The 250-nt window shown below is 34.8% G+C and carries 1 protein-coding gene; it reads left to right on the top strand.

The annotated features are described in order from the left end of the window. Positions 1-151: 151 nt before the first annotated feature. A partial coding sequence (locus ACYQ4S_RS13020; RefSeq protein WP_459771591.1) for a helix-turn-helix domain-containing protein occupies positions 152-250 on the top strand: 99 nt, incomplete at its 3' end.

The following is a 250-nucleotide window of genomic DNA, read 5'->3' as shown; positions in this document are numbered from 1 at the left end:
CTTGGAAGTAGTTTGGTTGGTACCTACTATTTTGAACGAGATTTAGGGGAGGGGCAAGTGTTTTTTTGCTTTTCCTTGATATAACAACCATTGTAAGCAATTATTAAAAGAAAGTATTGACACTAACAAAGCGTAAGAGGAGGTGAAGAATATGTTAAAAGCTTATAAGTATCGACTCTACCCAAATGAAGAACAAAAAAACTATTTTGCGAACTGTTTTGGTTGTGCCCGCTTCATTTATAACCAAATG

Source organism: Alkalibacterium sp. s-m-28 (assembly GCF_054658175.1).
The sequence above is the reverse complement of the archived record's forward strand: the minus strand, read 5'-3'. Positions and strand labels throughout refer to the sequence as shown.